This is a genomic window from Paenibacillus tyrphae (assembly GCF_000722545.1).
Classification (GTDB): domain Bacteria; phylum Bacillota; class Bacilli; order Paenibacillales; family NBRC-103111; genus Paenibacillus_G; species Paenibacillus_G tyrfis.
The window spans coordinates 149,931-166,808 of the sequence record NZ_JNVM01000033.1 but is presented as its reverse complement, the minus strand read 5'-3'; the positions used below and the strand labels follow the sequence as shown (position 1 = coordinate 166,808).

At 43.6% G+C, this 16,878-nt stretch carries 17 protein-coding genes; 9 read left to right on the top strand and 8 right to left on the bottom strand.

Annotated elements, in window-relative coordinates:
• The first annotated feature begins 199 nt into the window (after window positions 1-199).
• Entirely contained in the window at window positions 200-2,476 is a 2,277-nt protein-coding gene (locus tag ET33_RS30180; protein ID WP_036690889.1) for an ATP-binding cassette domain-containing protein, read from the top strand.
• Window positions 2,477-2,602: 126 nt separating this feature from the next.
• Here the strand turns inward: ET33_RS30180 and ET33_RS30175 are convergent, their stop codons facing one another.
• Complete coding sequence (locus ET33_RS30175) at window positions 2,603-4,159, bottom strand: ABC-F family ATP-binding cassette domain-containing protein (protein WP_036690885.1); 1,557 nt, start codon at window positions 4,157-4,159, stop codon at window positions 2,603-2,605.
• Window positions 4,160-4,534: 375 nt separating this feature from the next.
• On the opposite strand from ET33_RS30175, the gene ET33_RS40010 reads away from it, so the two are divergent.
• From ET33_RS40010 to ET33_RS30165, 3 genes are all read left to right on the top strand, one after another.
• On the top strand, window positions 4,535-4,636 hold the full coding sequence (locus ET33_RS40010; RefSeq protein ID WP_081890565.1) for a dihydroorotate dehydrogenase: 102 nt from the start codon (window positions 4,535-4,537) through the stop codon (window positions 4,634-4,636).
• A gap of 338 nt (window positions 4,637-4,974) precedes the next feature.
• Window positions 4,975-5,298, top strand: a complete 324-nt coding sequence (locus tag ET33_RS30170) for a DUF2642 domain-containing protein (protein ID WP_036690883.1) — start codon at window positions 4,975-4,977, stop codon at window positions 5,296-5,298.
• Between the two features lie 277 nt (window positions 5,299-5,575).
• Window positions 5,576-6,343, top strand: a complete 768-nt coding sequence (locus ET33_RS30165) for a YheC/YheD family protein (protein ID WP_036690881.1) — start codon at window positions 5,576-5,578, stop codon at window positions 6,341-6,343.
• Between the two features lie 53 nt (window positions 6,344-6,396).
• On the opposite strand, the gene ET33_RS30160 is transcribed toward ET33_RS30165, so the two are convergent.
• The 4 genes from ET33_RS30160 to ET33_RS30145 form a co-directional block, all read right to left on the bottom strand.
• The gene (locus ET33_RS30160; protein WP_036690878.1) at window positions 6,397-7,146 is read right to left on the bottom strand and encodes a YheC/YheD family protein; all 750 of its coding nucleotides are present in this window, start codon (window positions 7,144-7,146) and stop codon (window positions 6,397-6,399) included.
• A gap of 4 nt (window positions 7,147-7,150) precedes the next feature.
• On the bottom strand, window positions 7,151-7,891 hold the full coding sequence (locus ET33_RS30155; RefSeq protein ID WP_036690875.1) for a YheC/YheD family protein: 741 nt from the start codon (window positions 7,889-7,891) through the stop codon (window positions 7,151-7,153).
• A gap of 62 nt (window positions 7,892-7,953) precedes the next feature.
• Complete coding sequence (locus ET33_RS30150) at window positions 7,954-9,114, bottom strand: YheC/YheD family endospore coat-associated protein (RefSeq protein ID WP_036690870.1); 1,161 nt, start codon at window positions 9,112-9,114, stop codon at window positions 7,954-7,956.
• Between the two features lie 29 nt (window positions 9,115-9,143).
• Window positions 9,144-10,331 carry a KamA family radical SAM protein gene (locus ET33_RS30145; protein ID WP_036690866.1) on the bottom strand — a complete coding sequence of 396 codons (1,188 nt, stop codon included), beginning with the start codon at window positions 10,329-10,331 and terminating at the stop codon, window positions 9,144-9,146.
• A 356-nt stretch (window positions 10,332-10,687) separates the two neighbouring features.
• Here ET33_RS30145 and ET33_RS40005 point away from each other — a divergent pair, with 356 nt between their 5' ends.
• Entirely contained in the window at window positions 10,688-10,789 is a 102-nt protein-coding gene (locus tag ET33_RS40005) for a dihydroorotate dehydrogenase (protein ID WP_081890564.1), read from the top strand.
• Between the two features lie 626 nt (window positions 10,790-11,415).
• Here the strand turns inward: ET33_RS40005 and ET33_RS30140 are convergent.
• The 3 genes from ET33_RS30140 to ET33_RS38660 all read right to left on the bottom strand — a co-directional run bounded on the left by ET33_RS30140 (window position 11,416) and on the right by ET33_RS38660 (window position 13,602).
• Window positions 11,416-12,051 (bottom strand): stalk domain-containing protein, encoded by a 636-nt coding sequence (locus tag ET33_RS30140; protein ID WP_036690863.1) that lies wholly within the window; start codon window positions 12,049-12,051, stop codon window positions 11,416-11,418.
• Between the two features lie 134 nt (window positions 12,052-12,185).
• Complete coding sequence (locus ET33_RS30135; RefSeq protein WP_036690859.1) at window positions 12,186-12,941, bottom strand: hypothetical protein; 756 nt, start codon at window positions 12,939-12,941, stop codon at window positions 12,186-12,188.
• A 13-nt stretch (window positions 12,942-12,954) separates the two neighbouring features.
• The gene (locus ET33_RS38660; RefSeq protein WP_152570726.1) at window positions 12,955-13,602 is read right to left on the bottom strand and encodes a zinc metalloprotease; all 648 of its coding nucleotides are present in this window, start codon (window positions 13,600-13,602) and stop codon (window positions 12,955-12,957) included.
• A 315-nt stretch (window positions 13,603-13,917) separates the two neighbouring features.
• On the opposite strand from ET33_RS38660, the gene ET33_RS30130 reads away from it, so the two are divergent.
• From ET33_RS30130 to ET33_RS30120, 4 genes are all read left to right on the top strand, one after another.
• The gene (locus ET33_RS30130) at window positions 13,918-15,183 is read left to right on the top strand and encodes a helix-turn-helix domain-containing protein (RefSeq protein WP_036690855.1); all 1,266 of its coding nucleotides are present in this window, start codon (window positions 13,918-13,920) and stop codon (window positions 15,181-15,183) included.
• A gap of 39 nt (window positions 15,184-15,222) precedes the next feature.
• Entirely contained in the window at window positions 15,223-15,348 is a 126-nt protein-coding gene (locus tag ET33_RS40345) for a hypothetical protein (protein WP_258959142.1), read from the top strand.
• Window positions 15,349-15,503: 155 nt separating this feature from the next.
• Window positions 15,504-15,725 carry a Spo0E family sporulation regulatory protein-aspartic acid phosphatase gene (locus tag ET33_RS30125; RefSeq protein WP_036690849.1) on the top strand — a complete coding sequence of 74 codons (222 nt, stop codon included), beginning with the start codon at window positions 15,504-15,506 and terminating at the stop codon, window positions 15,723-15,725.
• 26 nt (window positions 15,726-15,751) lie between these two features.
• Window positions 15,752-16,228 carry an AbrB/MazE/SpoVT family DNA-binding domain-containing protein gene (locus ET33_RS30120; protein ID WP_036690844.1) on the top strand — a complete coding sequence of 159 codons (477 nt, stop codon included), beginning with the start codon at window positions 15,752-15,754 and terminating at the stop codon, window positions 16,226-16,228.
• Window positions 16,229-16,878 lie beyond the last annotated feature (650 nt).

The following is a 16,878-nucleotide window of genomic DNA, read 5'->3' as shown; positions in this document are numbered from 1 at the left end:
GGTGCTTCTCTGTTCGCAAGAATCCCCCACCTCAGCGCCATTAGCGCAGGTGGCGGGAGTGTTCAATTTTTGGTCTTCGACCGCCGCTGTTTCATTCATGGGGTTCAGTCTAAAACATTCGTCTAATCATGACACTTGTTGTCATGATTCTTCAGTTATACTGTGAAAGCTTAGAAAATAGAAATCCGAGGTGGAGTCTATGAACGTCCATGATATCGTAATTGAAGGAGCACGCGAGAATAACCTGAAAAACGTGAATATCCGCATCCCGAAGCGGAAAATCACGATCTTCACCGGCGTCTCGGGCTCGGGCAAATCTTCCTTGGTCTTCGACACCATCAGCGCCGAAGCTCAGCGGCAGCTTAACGAGACGTTTTCCGCATTCATCCGCAATCGGCTGCCCCGGTTTAGTCAGCCGGATACCGATCTCATCCAGAACTTGTCTACGGCGGTTGTGATCGATCAGAAAAGGCTCGGCGGCAACTCCCGCTCGACGGTCGGCACGATCACGGATATTTATGCGATGCTCCGGCTGCTGTTCTCCAGAATCGGTAAACCTTTTGCCGGCAATTCGCATGTATTCTCGTTTAACGACCCGGCCGGGATGTGCCCGGAATGCTCCGGAGTCGGACAGGTGGTGCAGTTCGATGTGGACAAGCTGCTTGACAGGTCCAAGTCGCTGAATGAAGGCGCGATCCTGTTCCCCGCATTTAAAGTGGGGAGCTGGTTATGGAATACGTATGCCCATTCCGGCTTGTTCGACAACGACAAGCGGCTCGCTGACTATACGCCGGAAGAGTGGGATGTCCTCCTGCACGGTAAAGAGAGCAAGATCGTATACCACACCAAAGGCGGCGCAATCGAATCGGATTACGAAGGTCTGCTGCCCAAGTTCACCCGCCTGTATTTGAAGCGGGACAGCAGCGAGATGTCCGAAGCCAAACGCGAATCTATTGACCGGTTCCTGTCCTACAGCGATTGCAGCCTTTGCGGGGGAAGCCGGCTTAATCAAGAGGCCTTGGGCTGCCGGATTAACGGTTACAACATAGCCCAATGCGCAGCGATGGAGATTGGAGAGCTTATTCGTATGATCGGAGCCATTCGGGATCCCGTTGCCGGCCCGATGATTGACGGGATTCTGACCCGGCTGAACCATCTGGTCTCCATCGGGCTGGAGTATCTGAGTCTGGACCGACAGACCGCAACTTTGTCGGGCGGGGAGTCGCAGCGCATCAAGATGGTCCGTCATCTGAGCAGCAGTCTTACCGACATGATCTACATTTTCGACGAGCCGAGCGTCGGGCTGCATCCGCGGGATGTCCATCGTTTGAACGGCATGCTGTGCCAGCTCCGGGACAAAGGGAATACCGTGCTCGTCGTCGAACACGACCGCGAAGTAATGGAGATCGCCGATTACATCATTGATGTCGGACCTCATGCGGGAACCCGCGGCGGAGAAATCGTCTACGAAGGCGACTTTGCGGGCTTGCTCCGCGCGGATACCTTGACAGGACGGTACTTGAAGCAAAGTCTGCCCTTGAAAACTTCAACCAGGGCGCCTATGGACTGGATGACCGTCACCAGCGCCAAGCTTCACAATCTGAAGGATGTGACCGTCGATATCCCGGTCGGTGTACTGACTGTGGTAACGGGTGTAGCCGGCTCAGGCAAAAGTACGTTGATTAACGGAGCATTCCTGCCATCGCATCCAGAGTCGATTGTCATCGACCAGTCGGCCGTGGGCACATCCATCCGCTCCAATCCGGCCACTTATACGGGGATGATGGACGAGATCCGGCGGCTGTTCGCAGCCGCCAACAAGGTGAGCGCATCGTTGTTCAGCTTCAACTCCAAGGGAGCCTGTTCCAACTGTCAGGGTCTCGGGATGATATACACGGATTTGGCCTTTCTCGAGCCAATAAGGACGACTTGTGAAATTTGCGCGGGCAGGCGGTTCAGCGATGAAGTGCTAAAGTATAAGCTGAACGGAAAATCCATCAGCGACGTCCTCGCCATGACGGTACGGGAAGCTTCGGAGTTCTTCAGCAGGAAGGAACTGCTCCGTCAATTGCAAACGCTGGAGGATGTGGGACTCGGATACGTAACGCTGGGCCAGCCTCTGAGCACCTTGTCGGGCGGGGAATGCCAACGCATCAAACTGGCCGGGGAACTTCACAAGGAAGGCAGTCTCTATATAATGGACGAGCCGACAACCGGACTGCATATGTCCGATATCTCTCGTCTGATGGACATTATGAACCGCTTGGTCGACGGGGGCAACACAGTGGTGGTCATCGAACACAACCTGGATGTGATTAAGAGCGCAGACTGGATCATTGACATGGGTCCCGAGGGCGGCCACCGGGGGGGCCGAATTGTATTCGAAGGCACTCCTGTCCAGCTTGCTGCTGCCGAGCATTCGATAACGGGGGCGTATTTGCGCAAGGCAGAAACCGGCCAGGGAGCGTCTTCCTGACAGGGTACGTTGCAACGGACCCTATTCCGAAACATCGATACCGTCTTTATCTGTATGGCAAAACAGAGGTACATCGAAAAAGGCGCCGGACTTGCATCTCCGACGCCCCCACCTCGTTCCCATTTCCTAAAACACCTTCGTCGTCCACGATTCGCAATTCCACGTCTCCGTCACGACGTCCCGGTAAAATTCCGGTTCGTGTGAGATCAGCAGAATGCTGCCCTTGTACGCCTTCAGCGCGCGCTTCAGCTCATCCTTCGCGTCCACGTCCAAGTGGTTCGTCGGCTCATCGAGCACGAGCAGATTCGTTTCGCGGTTGATCAGCTTGCACAGCCGCACCTTCGCCTTCTCGCCGCCGCTCAGCACCGCGACCTTGCTCTCAATGTGCTTCGTCGTCAGCCCGCATTTCGCGAGTGCCGCGCGCACCTCGAACTGAGTGAACGAAGGGAACTCCTCCCACACTTCCTCGATACACGTATTGTAGTTCGCTTCCTTCACTTCCTGCTCGAAATAGCCGATGTGCAAATATTCGCCGCGCTGGACCGAACCCGACAGCGCCGGGATCTCGCCGAGGATGCTGCGCAGCAGCGTCGTTTTCCCGATGCCGTTCGCGCCGACGAGTGCTAGCTTCTGCCCGCGCTCCATGCGCAGGTTCAGTGGCCGCGACAGCGGGCTGTCGTAACCGATCACGAGCTCTGAGGTTTCAAAAATCAGTTTGCCCGACGCCCGCGCTTCCTTGAAGTTGAACTGCGGCTTCGGCTTATCCTTCGCCAGCTCGATCACTTCCATCTTATCGAGCTTCTTCTGTCGCGACATCGCCATATTCCGCGTGGCCACACTCGCCTTATTACGCGCCACGAAGTCCTTCAGGTCGGCGATTTCCTGCTGCTGGCGCTTATAGGCGGACTCCAGCTGCTGCTTTTTCATCTCATAGACCTGCTGGAAATGATCATAGTCGCCGACGTAGCGGGCCAGCTCCTGATTTTCCATGTGGTAGATGAGGTTGATGACGCTGTTCAGGAACGGAATATCGTGAGAGATCAGAATAAACGCATTTTCGTATTCCTGCAGGTAACGCTTCAGCCAGTCGATATGCTGCTCGTCGAGGTAGTTGGTCGGCTCGTCCAGCAGCAATATGTCCGGCTTCTCGAGCAGCAGCTTGGCCAGCAGCACCTTCGTCCGCTGTCCGCCGCTCAGGTCGTTAACGTCCTTATCCAGGCCGATGTCGGTCAAGCCTAAACCGCGTGCGGTTTCTTCGATTTTGGCGTCGATCATATAGAAATCCTGATTCGTCAGCGTATCCTGAATCGTGCCGACGTCCTCGAGCAGCTGCTCCAGCTCTTCAGGCGACACCTCGCCCATCTTGGCGTACATGTCGTTCATCTCCTGCTCCATATCGAACAGGTACTGAAACGCGCCCTTCAGCACGTCGCGGATCGTCATCCCCTTATTCAGCACGGCATGCTGATCAAGGTAGCCGACGCGCATCCGCTTGGACCATTCGATCTTGCCTTCATCCGGCTGCAGCTTGCCCGTAATAATATTCATGAAGGTGGACTTGCCTTCGCCGTTCGCGCCGATCAGCCCGATATGCTCCCCCTTGAGCAGCCGAAAGGACACATCGTTAAAAATCGCCCGGTCCCCAAACCCGTGACTTAATCGTTCTACATTTAATATGCTCATCAATGACACCTTTTCTTTCTGGTCTATTTATCAGCTTCTATTATAAATGCGAACGGGGTCGGAACTCAATCATCACGCTCTATCAGAATGGTGCCGCATATTGAATTCTGCTTTAATTGCTTTACAACCTGCTTCACTAGTTGTGTCAGCACTTGTTTCAGCGCGTTGCCGATAAGCCTTTGAGATCGCTCTTGCCTGATTATCGGCGGGGGACGTAGCCCAAGGTGAAGGCGCGGGAATGCGGGCTTATATAATTGGATGTCATTTGGTGCCTGTCATCTATCCAAACCATTTTTCCACTCCCGAATAAACTAAAATTGAGATAAATGGTAACTTAATCTAATACTCAATAATACTGTTAAGGAGTGTTGACGAATGAGTTGTACTAGAGGTTTCGGCGGCTTTACTTCCACAGGTGTTATTCTGGTTCTTTTCATTCTGCTCGTTATCGTTGCTTGCAGTATCTGTTTTATTTAAGCACTTGTTTATTACAATAAGAACTATGGAATCAAGAACGGGCCACCGAAAGGTGGCTCCTTCCATATTAAGTCAACCGTTCTTCAATTTGTACTGCTGACTCTTCCCTTCAAACCTTCAAGCGATTCCGTTATATAATGCCTAACAAGAGTTTCATACAGTCTATGGGGATATATCCAAGGGAAACACGGCATTTGCCCAATGAGAGGAGAAATAAAATAATCCACCATCAGCCTATGCCAGCGAGGGGTTATTCTTCACTCATTGGAACACCACATAGGTATTTGTCATAAGTTATAGATGTGTTTTTCAATTTATGACAAAGGAGTATGCAACACATGAATAGATTTGTGTACTATGGCTATCCGCAAGCCTATGCCTCATTCCCGGCTCCGCAATATTATCGGAATGAAGACGTACAGCGCAAGGAAACTCTGGTGTTGCCGAAAAATGTTATGTACACGACAGCTGTGGAACCCAAATTCACCGAGCATTTGATCCAACACATAGGGTTAACGATTGTCATCACGACAACGGTCGGCAAATTGGTGGGTACTCTGGATAATGTTTTCATTGATCACGTCGCTCTTGTAGTTCATGGAAAAATGCATCACATTCGATTATGTGAAATCGTTTATTTTGAAAAAGTAGAAGAGAAATAAGCATCCCCCATCATTATAGTTTTCCGGTACGGTATCATTTTTATGGAACCAACTAGAAGGGACGCGACAGTGCGGCTCTTTTTTTGTGCCGTAATTACATGATAGTTGCCACATGTCATCAGTCCATACATTCGCTCTGTACTTGAATATCCTGAGATGGAGAGTTGCTGTACGATCAGCATCCGCAAAGCCTTCGCATGGGTAAACCAGTGGGTTTCAGGCAGAAGGCGCCGCAACGGAATGTTGCAAACATTTTCACTGGAAAAGGAATGATGAAATGAGTTCAAAATGGGACCCCTCGAAATGGGTGCTTCACCGGTTGTATTCCAAACATGCCGGTCTTCGCAAGCGTCTGCCTCCGACATCGATTCTAACTCCCGCTTCTCTATCAAGATCCTTAAAATCTTATGGTGCGGTATACATCAAAGGAAAAAATCAGCATACGGGATCAGGAATCATTAAAGCCTGGAAAACAGCAAACGGGTATCGTTTTGTCAAAGAACGAGGTAAACGGGTCAATACGAAGTCAATTCATGATCTATACTATATGGTCAGAGATGGAAGACCGAGCCGGTCGGTCCTTGTCCAAAAAGCGATTGATTTGGCGAGCATTAAAGGAAGGCCATTCTCAATTCGTCTCATGTTGATGCGTGACCGAGAAAGGAAATGGAAATACGCGGGAATGTTGGCGAAAGTATCGGGAAAAGGCAGTATCATTTCAAATGTTCGACGAGGTGGGGGCTATGCCACGACAATCGATAAAGCTTTGGCCCAATCGTTAAATTACGGTCGTAAACAGATCAAGGGAACGAAACGGAGGCTGATCCGCATTGGTTTTGAGACTATTCGTCATGCAACGAAAAGCGGTTATCTATCCCATGAGACCGGTCTCGATTTAGGTATCGATAAAAAAGGGAAAATATGGATCATTGAAGTGAATCTTGTGTATCCTTCATACGGATTATTTAACAAGATTAAGGATAAAACGTTCTACCGGAAGATCAAAAGGTTGGCTGCAGCTTACAGAAAGCGTCGAAAAGACTGAGGGAAAATGAATAAGGGCGGACCTGCCTCCGCCCTTCCATTTTTTTCTTGCTGTTATTTTGCGTTTCTCCTCATCCTTCGAATTTTGCGATACAGCGTTTTATCCGGCAACCTCTTAAAATTGCCTCGGATTAGCGGTTCAATGTTCACCTCGTAAATCCATATCCGCTTCTTCGGATCGATTCCTATATCCACAGCGAACTCTTTGAGATTCGGATACATGCGGCTTACATAAGTGACGGTACGAACGGCACATTTCTCCAGTTTCCGGATCATTTCCGATTTTTCTTTTTGGGAATATTTCAAATGTTGGGTAAATAGCGTTTCGATAAGCGTGGGGGTCCCACCGGAATGCGACGTCGTCACAACGCTTCCCCGAGCTCCCAACCTCCCGCAAATACCGGCAAGCTTCCATTTGCCATCGATTCTCAGGACGTGACAGCGAAGATCGAAGTGACGCTGTTCCTTCGTCACGCTGTCAATTGCCTGTTGAATGAGATACTTTTTATCTCTTGTCAGCAGCTCCACCTTGGCCCATAGATCTTTGGAATCCACATATTTTAAGTGGGAGTCTTGTCTTATGGCCGTCCGGTTATCTTTGCCCCGTTCGAGCCGTATGACTCCTTTGGATTTCCTTCCCCGATCGGGTTTGAGATACACTTTCACATGTTTGTTCATCATTCGTTTCAATGAGTACTTATCCAGCAAATCCGTCTCAGGAATATGGCGGGCAATCTCGGGAGTGTGAATAAGTTGGTAAGCAACCGCCAGTTTGCTCTTCACGTGATGCTTCTCGATAGACATGCGATCACCTTTTACGTAACATTTTTTTTGCACGGAGATATCTTTGATACTGGACAGGATCAAATTTTCGCAGCCCTTTAAAATCAGGCCTGGTGTTCGCTTCGATAAACCATACTTTCCCTTTCTTATCGATACCCATATCCAATCCGACAATTGTAAGTGGAAATTGGGAACCCAGTTTTTGAGCGACTTGGTAGGAGACGTTGATTAATTCCTCCAAAACTTTATATGGCTTCAACGATTGGTCGATTCCCTTCAAAGTCCGGATTATTTTTGTGTCTTTTGCTCCTTTTGCTATGTTGGTGACAATCGAAGTTGCCTTGGGTGCGACTTTGGCACTTATCCACGTAAGCTGCCACCTGTTTAACGGTTTTTGCAGGACAAGACGAACATCAAAAGGACGCTTGCGATAAGTGGCCAATTCAATCCCCTGCTGAATCAAGTATTTCTTTCTGGGATTCATTCTCTTCACAACTTCATCATATACATATTTCGATGAGCACCAGCTCGTTGTTCCTCCGTACGCTATCTCGCATTTCGCATCGGCCAGCTTTTTTATCCGAATGATGCCATTCCCTTGTCTTCCTATGTCCGGCTTAATATACAAGGTAGAATAGGCTCGGAGCATTCTCCGGAGAGTCGAAGCATGAAACCAGTTTGTTTCCGGTACATGATGCGAAATGATCGGATCGCTCATCAGAGGAATTCCCTTTTTCATTTTGCTCCGTATGATCGTATGCGTCATAATGGAAATTCCACCTTATAAATGATTGTTCTGTGCCCAGGAAGCCTCTCATAACATCTTTTCTATAACGAACTGCGACTGAGCAGTCTGCTTCGGTTGGCTGATTGGCTGCGGTTGGTACTGGTGTTGGCAATCTTCTTTGCATATTCCAATGGGTTCAAAAAAGCTTTTCGCGCTTTCGTTCCATACGCTTTAACGATCGAAACTTTTGCCGATTGCGCGTTGCATTCGATGAGCCATAGTTTTCCCTTCTTGTCTACAGCGAAATCGATGCCGATTTCACCGAACTTCCCGTATTTTTTTTCAACACCCGTGTAAACATCGATCAAAAAAGCTTTGATTTTATTTTTTAAGACATTAATTTTCTGGTTCGAATAACCAGGAAATAACTTTTTCAAATAATCGTCATATCGAAATGCTTCCGAATGCGTAGTGATGGGCGCGTTTTTCCGGCCGATGCGAACGCAAATGCCAACAATATCAATATTGCCTTGTTTGTCTCGTTGCAACTCGGCGCGAAAATCGACAAGGCGATTGCTGCTGATCGTAACCAAATCGATCGCCTTCTGCACGATCACCTCTCGATCTCCAAAAAAACCTTTCACCGCTTTTTCCAAATTTCCCATACTGTTTACTTTCTTGCGAACGAGACGCCCAAGAACAGAATAACTGTATACATAGCTGTCTCCAGGCCGTTTTTCAATTCGCATGACCTTGGTTCCTTTTCTTCCGCGACGCGCTTTCACATACACAGTCCCCAGCTTTTGAACCGTACGTTTGATTTCTTCCATATTTTCGACGTTTTTAGTTTGAGGCAAAAATGGACGTACTTTATCGTCATGGTTTAATTGTTCATAAAGCTCGCCTTTATTAAAGGCGTGGATCGGATTGATTTTCTTGACACCCAACCGCTCGAACTGCTCTAGCAGATCACGGATCTCTTTCCCGCGACCGCCCCGAACATAGATGACATCCGGAAGCGGAAATCGATCCCTTTCCCATATATTTGACGATTCATTGAAGTAAATACCGCTTACCTTTCTCCGGGACAAATCCACATCGTCACAGGTGAAAAAGATAAGCGTCGTGTTTGCTTCCTTGTTTGCTTCGACAAGCCTTTTCAACCGGGGGTATCGATGGATACCATTGGTAGAAAAACGCTTGTTGCCCAATATAACGCCAACAATCGGACGCTTTAAAGACGAGGAACTCGAACGTTCCATTCCTGCTCACCTCGAAGTATATGGTCAAATCAAGATAATGCCGATTCATTAAGATTGACGTTTTTTTTCTGCGGCATATCCGGCAATTCATTCACGGAGACGATATCCGTCGTTTTTTTCACCGGTTTATGCCAATATTTTTCGTTCCCCGGCAGTTCGTCAAACCATGTAGCTTCTTTCGGACAATCCAATATCATCAGTTTTCCATAATCCCGATCACGCGATTGATGATATTTCAAATAAGCTTTACCGTCTTCGATGGCCAGAATCTCAATTTTTCCCGACGTATGGCTCATACAAAGCTTTACCCGTTTACCAAGACCGGAAGTTCTTGATTTGGCTTCTTCCACGATTCGATACACTTCTTCAAGCGTAAGGACGAATCCGTTATTTCCCGCAACAGGTCGGTTTACGAAGAAATAATAAGGAGTCACGCCCGCCCACGACAGTTTGTCAAGCAATTCGCCGAGAACGGCAGGATCGTCATTGATTCCTCTCAGCACAGGAGACTGATTCACAACGATCGCTCCAGCTTCGTATAAAGCTTTGAAACATGCTCTCGCTTCTGCCGTTATCTCCCTCGGGTGGTTCACATGCGCCATAACATAGATTCGCTTCTCTTCCGTCGAGTAAGTCCGAATCAAATCGAGAAGCTCTTGGTCTTCATAAATCCTCATCGGATTGAACACGGGCAGCTTCGAGCCGATCCGAATAATTTTGACGTGCTCGATTGAGCGAAGAGCCGCTATAATATTACGAAGCTTTCGGGTCGTTAATATAAACGGGTCTCCGCCTGTGAGAAGAACATTATTGATTTCAGGCGTTCTCGCGATGTAATCAATCCCATCCTGAACATCTGGTATTGCTTCCTGCACATCTGCACGGAACAACCGTTTGCGAAAGCAAAATCGACAATAGGCTCCGCATACTTCTGAAACGAGTAAAAGCGCTGTCGTTTTGTATTTATGCTGGCATCCCTTCACGACATAGTTCGTGTCTTCATCGGAAGCATCCCATCGCCCATATTCCCTAAGTTCATCCGAATTCGGTATCACGAGACGCCTTATGGGGTCATTGAGATCCGACCAGTCAATCAGTTGCAAATAGTAATCGTTCAGTCGAAAAACGAACTTATCCGTTACCTGCTTCAAAGCAGCTTTCTCAAACTCGGTTAAACCCGGGATCTCGTTCAAATTTGTACTGTATTTTACTTGCATATCGAGTTGCATCTCCTTTCATGTCGGTATGCTTCTGTTACTCTTGCACTTGCCCTCCCTTTTCTTGAATATGATAGTAGTAAATGCGGAATATCATTTTTTGTGTTGGTTGATAGCGGATTTGCCAAGAAATCCGCATAACAGAACTGTGGAAATAGCACATAATCAACTAGTGGATCAGCCATGAGGTTACCAATATGGTAAGTACAGATGGGAATGTGGGCTTATATCATTGCATGTCATTTGCTGCCTGTCATCTGTCCAAACAATCATTCGACAACCGAATAAACTAAAATCGTGGGTAATCGGAAGGGATCAGGCCGATACTCAATATGATCACTAAGGAGTGTTGACTAATGAGTTGCGTTGGAGGCTTCGGCGGCTTTACTTCCACAGGTGTTATTCTGGTTCTTTTCATTCTACTCGTTATCATTGCTTGCAGTATCTGTTTTATTTAATCGGAGCTTTAGAACCAAGTAACAGAGTCACCGAGCGGTGGCTCTGTTTTTCTATATCCGTCAAAAACTGAATGCAACCGTTCAGATCGACAGTGTCATAGAAAGTCTAAAATTGGACTGCGAAACTTAGGGTTCCTCCTATAACAAGCGAGATAATCAACACTACTACCTCCATTTGATTTCATCCTCCTGTATTAATAAAGGTAGGTACCATGACCTCCAATTAATGAGTACATCTATGATTGTGGGGAGACAGAAAAAATGGCCATCAGATAAAAACGATAGCCATTTTGAATCGTATGAAGTATAAGATAATTATTATTAATAGTTACATGACTTAGTTGCTCCACGAGAGTCGTTAGAAGCACTTCCAGTAAATGATACACCAGCCGTTGCTAAATGAATATTAAGTTCGTCGGCAATCTTAGGTAGGCTCACACCTTCGAGCATAGTGCTTAGCTTGAACAGAATTATGATAATATTTTGGATTTAATAAGGATAACCAAAATGAGAGGCCAAAGAGCCTCTTTTTTTATTTGCTGAAGCGGTCTTAATACTCTCTTTAGAAAACAAAAAACCTCATGGAGTTAATCCGTGAGGGGGCTATATTTCCAAATTAATTGTAATTATTCATAAATACTATCTGTCGTGGTTCCATCTGGAAAGGCATTAAACACATGTATTTGCGGCTGTTTTTCTCCATTTAGTTTAGTGTACCACAGATTTATTTTAGCTAATTTTCCGTTTGAATCCCAAGTTAAGAATAACTGAGCACCAACTTTTCCTTCTAATAATCCAGCTTCGTCACCTTGTTCGATACTTGCATAGCGGTAATCGCTTGCTGCCTTTACGTCAAAACGCCAATGTTCCCCGCCTTCGTTGCTTTTTTTAGCAACTTGTGGGTTTCTTTCGAGTAACTTTTTTAAATCTGATTGAGACAGACGGTAATTCAATTTATATTGAACTTTCCAAATAAATCTCGTCAATTCATCTGCTTCTTTTGGATCACTGGCAATGGAGATCACTTGATTTTTCTCATCGTACCTAACGCCTAGCCCCATGGATTCAGATACATAACGAACGGGCACATAAGCATGACCATTTACATTCAATATTTGATACTCTTGGGGAAGCGGTTTTATTTGACCATCTAATTCAAGCTGTACTGGAAAAAGGTATGCTTTAACAAATTCCGATGCATATACGGTTGGATAAGCAAACAATAAAAGTGCAATTACCGCAAATATAATTGATCTTTTCATAAATAATCCCTCCATTATTAAGTGTTTGATTGAGTCACAATCTACGGGAATATTGTTAGCTATAACTAAGAAACCTTTATCTTTTCAGGTTTACTTGAGTTATGCTCAATATTCCCGTAGCTTGTGGTTGATTCTTATTTTTTTAATTTCTCAGCTTCCTTTTTCTGTACGTTTTCTGCATCGTTAGGTTGAGGTTTTAATGCTGATTTTAGCCCAAGTCCATAATTCATCTCATTTGCCAGTTTACTATTCGTTAACTTCTGTTCATCTATATGCGACAATCCCTTACTTACGCCAGAAAGATCCAGCTTGCTTAATTCATTTAGCTCTTCTGGTGTTAAGTATATGCCTTTAGTTACTTCATTGCACTCTTCTTTTTCGCAAAATACTTGCTCAGGTGACCATCTGTTTGGCGTATTCAAGAAGTGCTTGTCTACAACAGATTTATCAACGATAAAGATTGCTAAGGATTCAGAACTTGGGGATTTTGTAACTCTTGTTGCACTAATATCACCACTAAATACTGGATGTTTGGCTGAAGAACCTGTCAATACAGGGGAGAAGGAGCAACCATAGTTTACTTTAGTTTCATATTTGCCATAACCAACTGCTTTTGCTTCAGGAGAGTTAGTTTTTGCTGTGACCATAGCCTTTACAGTTTCGGTTAATTGTTCCTTTGTCAGCGGCAATTTTGATTGAGAAGACTTATTATCGACACAAACAATAAAATCTTTTCTGCTACTGACTCCAAGCAAATTGTCCGAAAACGTGACCTCACTTTGCGGCTCTACCTGAGTACTGTTAGCAAATACATCTCTGTTTTGATAAGCGATAACTAATGTTAAAGCACTCATTAAAATTAAGCACAGCCGTCTTAATGTTTTTGACATTTATTTCATCTCCTTAGTTTGAATTAGCTTCAGTGGTCACGGCATCAAGATCCTTTTGCGTAGGGTCAGAGGGGTACCCATTTGAACAACCGTAATCTTTAGAATGCATAATACTACCGGGGCAATCATTAGAGCCGTTTCCATCTGGTAACCCTAACAAATGGCCTGTTTCATGATTTACAATATAATCCCTGACATTTGTAAAAGTCTTATATCTCAGTGTTGCCACACCATAATCATAATGGCTATGTCCATCTGATTGTTTTACTTCACCGTATCTTACCACACAAGATGAAGTTCCGTCACAAAGGGGTTTTGTACTATCCTGAATATAATATCTAAAAGGAGTGCTTGACAGTTGTTCACTTGTCATATTCTTGCAAGCTGTTTCTCCTGCTCCTCCTTGTATGAAGTAAATCTTATTATTTGCCAGACCATCATAATTTTTTGAATACAGCACTTCTTTAACTGCCTTGTATGCGTCCACAGTTGAAATTGGAACATTTGAATCCGTTGCATCTACACAAAAATACTCTTTGACATCGGAAGAATGAGTACTTGTGATGTGTCGCTGTGGAGAATAAGAGAAATGAGCAGAAGCCGCACTTGCAGATACTAAAAATAAACAAAGTAAAAACAATAGAAATTTAAATGACTTCAATTCGAACAACCTCCTAATTATTAATCTGCGAACAATTGTCGCGACTGAATTGTTCAAACATAATTTATCACAATGCCATAAAATATGGCATAGGAATTGACGTCTATTTTTATTACAGTGATTACTTGAAAATTACCCGAGTAATTACAGTGATTACCAAATAATCACTTATACTTTGTAGAAGTATATCGAATCATGATATCTCAAGTAAGAATTAGGGGAAATATCGCAATAAACAGTTAATTGTCATATGAAACTGACTTTGCTATAATTAACCAATGTAAAAATATAGAATAAAAAGGAAGGTTTTGTGCTATGATGGGGATTTTGAATCATAATAAATCCATCTCAGATATCATCTTCCAGTTTAGAAAAGAGAACAATTTGACATACACAGAATTTGAAGAACTAACGGGTGTAAGCAGAAGTGTATTACATCGAATGGAGCGTGGAGAAACGAAGCGGCTAGAGTTAAAAAACTTAAAGGCGATAGCTGCTGCATTGCCAGCACATTATACAGAAATTATGGAATGTTATTTTCAGGAAGAACATAGGACTGACAATTTGTTTGAAATATTAAACGAAATACTGACATGTGAAGAGACACATTCTTTAGCTCCCAAAATCGCACTGAAGATACTTCAATCCCCCAACAAAGATACTGAAGATGTCCTACAACGACTTTATGAATTTACAGAGAAATTAAGTGATTCTTCTTTGCGAGTGGCTCTCTATAAGACCATAGTTAGGTATTCAAGAGAGCATGGAGTAATGAAATACATTGCTAAGGGATTATTGCAAAAACACTTAATAGAGCGACTTGATTTAAAACGATTGGAGAAATCCTTTCATGATGGACAAGAAGTATTGCATTACTTGAATTTCTTATCCCTTGAAGAACAAATAACTATTTACTTAAGAATGACACTGCTTGCGTTCGCAACAAAAAAATATGACGAATGTATTCAAATGTGTAAAGTTGGAGTACTTTTGGAACAAAACGATACTGAGCTAAAGGCAAGAGCCTATTTAGCCATGATTAACTCATATTTACTCTCCGGTAACTATGATGAAGCTGAAAAGGCATTAGAAATTTTCGAGTTATTTAAGTATGATTTTGTTGATGAAGCTGTAAAAATAACTCGTGCAGTAATAAAGGCGAAAAAAAAGGAATATGATAAAGCGGTACCCATGCTTCAAAGTTATATAGAGGAACTTGGCAAGGAAAATAAAGTACATCTGATAATTGAACTTTTGGACATTTATTTAGAAACCGAGAACATGAAAGCCGTTGCTGAAATATTAGATAAAGAAAACGAGCTATTACCCGATCATCCACAGACGCCACAAAAGCATTTTGATATAGGTATGTATTACCGTTTAAAAAGTGTTTGCAATTTTAAAGTAGGGCTGTTCGAGGAAGGGATTGAAGCTATCGCTCATAGTTTGAATCACTTTGGAATCATCAATGATTTGAAAGAAAGGGAAGAATGCATTCGCATTGTATTGTACTATTCCTCAAAATATTCAAAAGCTATCCAGCCATGCCATGCAAATTTGTTAAAAAAAGTATATAATTAGATTGTAAAAACCATCAAATGAATTTGGAGGTGAATTATAATGAAAAAATTTATCCTACTTGCTGTCTTATCTTTGACTCTGATTGGAAACCTGAATAGCCTTCCTATAGAAATTTCAAAAGATACTCAAACCACTTCATTTAGTGTGGCAGACCCTGGCTTATAAAACAGTAAAAATTAAAATATGGCTTTATACAAACAGGCGTTCTTTAATGCCTGTTTTTTTATATCCCATTATTAGGTCTCGAAGGGAAATTGATGAAATTAATGATACATTGTTACTAGGACAGGTGAAAAAAGTTTTTGAAAGGAGAATTTTTGATGGGTGTATTAGTTTCCAGAAGGGAGGATTATACCCAATATGAAATTAGTCATTTCAGCGAGGAAACATTGCAGAGCGAAATGAAAACCATCCTGAACCAAATGGAAGAAGCTGTACAACAAGGCGAAAGTTTAACGAGCGAATATGTTGTCCAATTGAGTCAACAATTAGATAGATACGTTTTAATTGCTCAAATTCGAAAAATCCGGTGTGTGAACTAGAAATCATTATTGTTTGAGGTGTATCAATGTATGAGGGTAGAGTAACTGGAATTATTAGAGTAATAGACAAAGTCGGAAGAATTGTGATTCCTATGGAGGTTAGGCGTGTTTTGAAGTTAGAATCCAATGTCATGACAGAGTATTTCTATGATGACGAGAAAAAAGCAATTATGGTTCACAGGTATCACGGCAAAGAATGTTTGTTTTGCTCAAATAAGGAGCAAGTCGTTTATTTCAAGAAATTTTATATTTGTACGTCCTGTATTCAAAGCCTTCCTGCACTTCAGGTTTTCTTGGAGCGAGTAGAACGTGAACGATCTAATGAATTAAAAAGAACACTTTCGAAAAAGAAAAAAATTACTCCAAAAAGGAAAGAGGCATTGGAACGCCTGTATCAAGTAATGAAGGAAAATCCAAAAGCTTCACAAAGAAAAATAGCAGAAATCTTAGGATTTTCACAAGCATGGGTTAGTCATTTGCTTAGGAATCATGTAGATTTATAGTTATTCTAGCTCTTTAACCACCACATGTTAATATAGTTTTGAATTTGTAGGGGGGACGAATTTTCATCCTCCTTTTAAATTTGAATATGAAGTTACTTGAAATCCATTTTTGTTGGAAGGTTCGACCGCTTTGAATATGGCATAAAACACATATTACATGGGTAATTGGATTGGGTGCAAAAACGAGAGCAGATATCATTCAATTGATGAGTGACGCTTATTTTAGGAAGTGACTTGTACAAGCACGGTGATTGAGGTGCGCATCGTAAATGTTATCGTGAGAGCCGTTATTTAAAAGGTTTTTTTCTATTAAATAATGAGTCAATTTTCATTCAAAATACTCGTTTCACTAGATGAAACTAATAAAAATGAAGGTTAAACGATATCGTGTATCGATTACTGTTTTATGTCCAACTATTTATCCTGCTTCAGTTTAAAACCGCTATTGGCCAAACCGATAACGAATCTGATAGAAAGCTTGCGTCGTGAAATTAAATTAAGCAGTGATTACCAAATTGGGGTAGGCATAAATGGGAAAGTGGGCTTATATAATTGCATGTCATTTGCTGCCTGTCATCTGCCCAAACAATCTTTTCAATATCGAATACACTAAAATCGTGGGTAATCGGGAGGGATCAGGCCGATACTCA

Bases quoted from the DNA above. Each gene is read 5' to 3' on its own strand.
- ET33_RS30180 (WP_036690889.1), top strand. From the start codon at position 200: ATGAACGTCCATGATATCGTAATTGAAGGAGCACGCGAGAATAACCTG.
- ET33_RS30175 (WP_036690885.1), bottom strand. From the start codon at position 4,159: ATGAGCATATTAAATGTAGAACGATTAAGTCACGGGTTTGGGGACCGG.
- ET33_RS40010 (WP_081890565.1), top strand. From the start codon at position 4,535: ATGAGTTGTACTAGAGGTTTCGGCGGCTTTACTTCCACAGGTGTTATT.
- ET33_RS30170 (WP_036690883.1), top strand. From the start codon at position 4,975: ATGAATAGATTTGTGTACTATGGCTATCCGCAAGCCTATGCCTCATTC.
- ET33_RS30165 (WP_036690881.1), top strand. From the start codon at position 5,576: ATGAGTTCAAAATGGGACCCCTCGAAATGGGTGCTTCACCGGTTGTAT.
- ET33_RS30160 (WP_036690878.1), bottom strand. From the start codon at position 7,146: ATGTCTATCGAGAAGCATCACGTGAAGAGCAAACTGGCGGTTGCTTAC.
- ET33_RS30155 (WP_036690875.1), bottom strand. From the start codon at position 7,891: ATGACGCATACGATCATACGGAGCAAAATGAAAAAGGGAATTCCTCTG.
- ET33_RS30150 (WP_036690870.1), bottom strand. From the start codon at position 9,114: ATGGAACGTTCGAGTTCCTCGTCTTTAAAGCGTCCGATTGTTGGCGTT.
- ET33_RS30145 (WP_036690866.1), bottom strand. From the start codon at position 10,331: ATGCAAGTAAAATACAGTACAAATTTGAACGAGATCCCGGGTTTAACC.
- ET33_RS40005 (WP_081890564.1), top strand. From the start codon at position 10,688: ATGAGTTGCGTTGGAGGCTTCGGCGGCTTTACTTCCACAGGTGTTATT.
- ET33_RS30140 (WP_036690863.1), bottom strand. From the start codon at position 12,051: ATGAAAAGATCAATTATATTTGCGGTAATTGCACTTTTATTGTTTGCT.
- ET33_RS30135 (WP_036690859.1), bottom strand. From the start codon at position 12,941: ATGTCAAAAACATTAAGACGGCTGTGCTTAATTTTAATGAGTGCTTTA.
- ET33_RS30130 (WP_036690855.1), top strand. From the start codon at position 13,918: ATGATGGGGATTTTGAATCATAATAAATCCATCTCAGATATCATCTTC.
- ET33_RS40345 (WP_258959142.1), top strand. From the start codon at position 15,223: ATGAAAAAATTTATCCTACTTGCTGTCTTATCTTTGACTCTGATTGGA.
- ET33_RS30125 (WP_036690849.1), top strand. From the start codon at position 15,504: ATGGGTGTATTAGTTTCCAGAAGGGAGGATTATACCCAATATGAAATT.
- ET33_RS30120 (WP_036690844.1), top strand. From the start codon at position 15,752: ATGTATGAGGGTAGAGTAACTGGAATTATTAGAGTAATAGACAAAGTC.